11 tRNA genes and 1 rRNA gene are annotated in these 1,394 nt (G+C 49.1%); all 12 read left to right on the forward strand.

Going from position 1 to position 1,394, the window contains the following annotated elements:
* Window positions 1-115 precede the first annotated feature (115 nt).
* The 12 genes from rrf (at window position 116) to MF646_RS23085 (ending at window position 1,372) form a co-directional block, all read left to right on the forward strand.
* Window positions 116-231: ribosomal RNA gene (rrf, locus tag MF646_RS23030) — 5S ribosomal RNA — on the forward strand.
* A 6-nt stretch (window positions 232-237) separates the two neighbouring features.
* Window positions 238-312: transfer RNA gene (locus tag MF646_RS23035), tRNA-Asn, on the forward strand.
* Between the two features lie 3 nt (window positions 313-315).
* A tRNA-Ser gene (locus MF646_RS23040) sits at window positions 316-409 on the forward strand.
* A 17-nt stretch (window positions 410-426) separates the two neighbouring features.
* Window positions 427-501, forward strand: a tRNA-Glu gene (locus MF646_RS23045).
* Between the two features lie 76 nt (window positions 502-577).
* Window positions 578-653: transfer RNA gene (locus tag MF646_RS23050), tRNA-Val, on the forward strand.
* 48 nt (window positions 654-701) lie between these two features.
* A tRNA-Met gene (locus MF646_RS23055) sits at window positions 702-775 on the forward strand.
* Window positions 776-781: 6 nt separating this feature from the next.
* Window positions 782-858, forward strand: a tRNA-Asp gene (locus MF646_RS23060).
* 20 nt (window positions 859-878) lie between these two features.
* A tRNA-Phe gene (locus tag MF646_RS23065) sits at window positions 879-954 on the forward strand.
* 4 nt (window positions 955-958) lie between these two features.
* Window positions 959-1,031, forward strand: a tRNA-Thr gene (locus MF646_RS23070).
* Window positions 1,032-1,111: 80 nt separating this feature from the next.
* Window positions 1,112-1,196, forward strand: a tRNA-Tyr gene (locus tag MF646_RS23075).
* Window positions 1,197-1,205: 9 nt separating this feature from the next.
* Window positions 1,206-1,279 (forward strand) — tRNA-Trp (locus MF646_RS23080).
* Window positions 1,280-1,296: 17 nt separating this feature from the next.
* Window positions 1,297-1,372, forward strand: a tRNA-His gene (locus MF646_RS23085).
* Window positions 1,373-1,394 lie beyond the last annotated feature (22 nt).

Raw genomic sequence — 1,394 nt, forward strand, 5'->3', positions numbered from 1 at the left:
GTGGAGCTGACAGATACTAATCGGTCGAGGACTTATCCAATACATTATTCTTGATACGTTTCTATAAAGCATTATCTAGTTTTGAGAGAACCTTCTAGGTATTTTCTCAAAATAGTCTGGTGGCGATAGCGAAGAGGTCACACCCGTTCCCATGCCGAACACGGTCGTTAAGCTCTTTTGCGCCGATGGTAGTTGGGGGCTTCCCCCTGTGAGAGTAGGACGTTGCCAGGCTAATATTCCACAGTAGCTCAGTGGTAGAGCAATCGGCTGTTAACCGATCGGTCGTAGGTTCGAGTCCTACCTGTGGAGCCATATGGAGAGCTGTCCGAGCTGGCCGAAGGAGCACGATTGGAAATCGTGTAGGCGGTGTAAAACCGTCTCGAGGGTTCGAATCCCTCGCTCTCCGCCAGGTACTTTCCTAAGGTTGGCCCGTTGGTCAAGCGGTTAAGACACCGCCCTTTCACGGCGGTAACACGGGTTCGAATCCCGTACGGGTCACCATTCTAGATATTAGAAGTAAGAAGTTAGAAAAAAGGACTTTTCTAACCTCCAACATCTTACCACTTACATCCAAAACGGAGGATTAGCTCAGCTGGGAGAGCACCTGCCTTACAAGCAGGGGGTCGGCGGTTCGATCCCGTCATCCTCCACCATAATTATGTGTTTTAATAGAACAGTATCTTATGTTTACTTAAGAACGACGCGGGGTGGAGCAGTCTGGTAGCTCGTCGGGCTCATAACCCGAAGGTCGGCGGTTCAAATCCGTCCCCCGCAATACCATGGTCCGGTAGTTCAGTTGGTTAGAATGCCTGCCTGTCACGCAGGAGGTCGCGGGTTCGAGTCCCGTCCGGACCGCCATTTTTAATAAAGTTTTATATGGCTCAGTAGCTCAGTCGGTAGAGCAATGGACTGAAAATCCATGTGTCGGCGGTTCGATTCCGTCCTGAGCCACCATCTTGCCGGCCTAGCTCAATTGGTAGAGCAACTGACTTGTAATCAGTAGGTTGGGGGTTCAAGTCCTCTGGCCGGCACTGTAAGTCTTATACCTAATAGTAATTTCACATATTGACTATATCAATCATATTGTGTAAAATAGGTATTGTGTTTTTGTGGAGGGGTAGCGAAGTGGCTAAACGCGGCGGACTGTAAATCCGCTCCCTCCGGGTTCGGCGGTTCGAATCCGTCCCCCTCCACCATTTATTTTTAGGGGTATAGTTTAAAGGTAGAACAAAGGTCTCCAAAACCTTCGGTGTGGGTTCAATTCCTACTACCCCTGCCAATTTTATTATGACGATGGCGGTTGTGGCGAAGTGGTTAACGCACCGGATTGTGATTCCGGCATTCGTGGGTTCAATTCCCATCAGCCGCCCCATTTAACTTATATTATATAGGCA

The organism is Halalkalibacter alkaliphilus, from assembly GCF_023555415.1.
Lineage (GTDB): Bacteria > Bacillota > Bacilli > Bacillales > Bacillaceae_D > Halalkalibacter > Halalkalibacter alkaliphilus.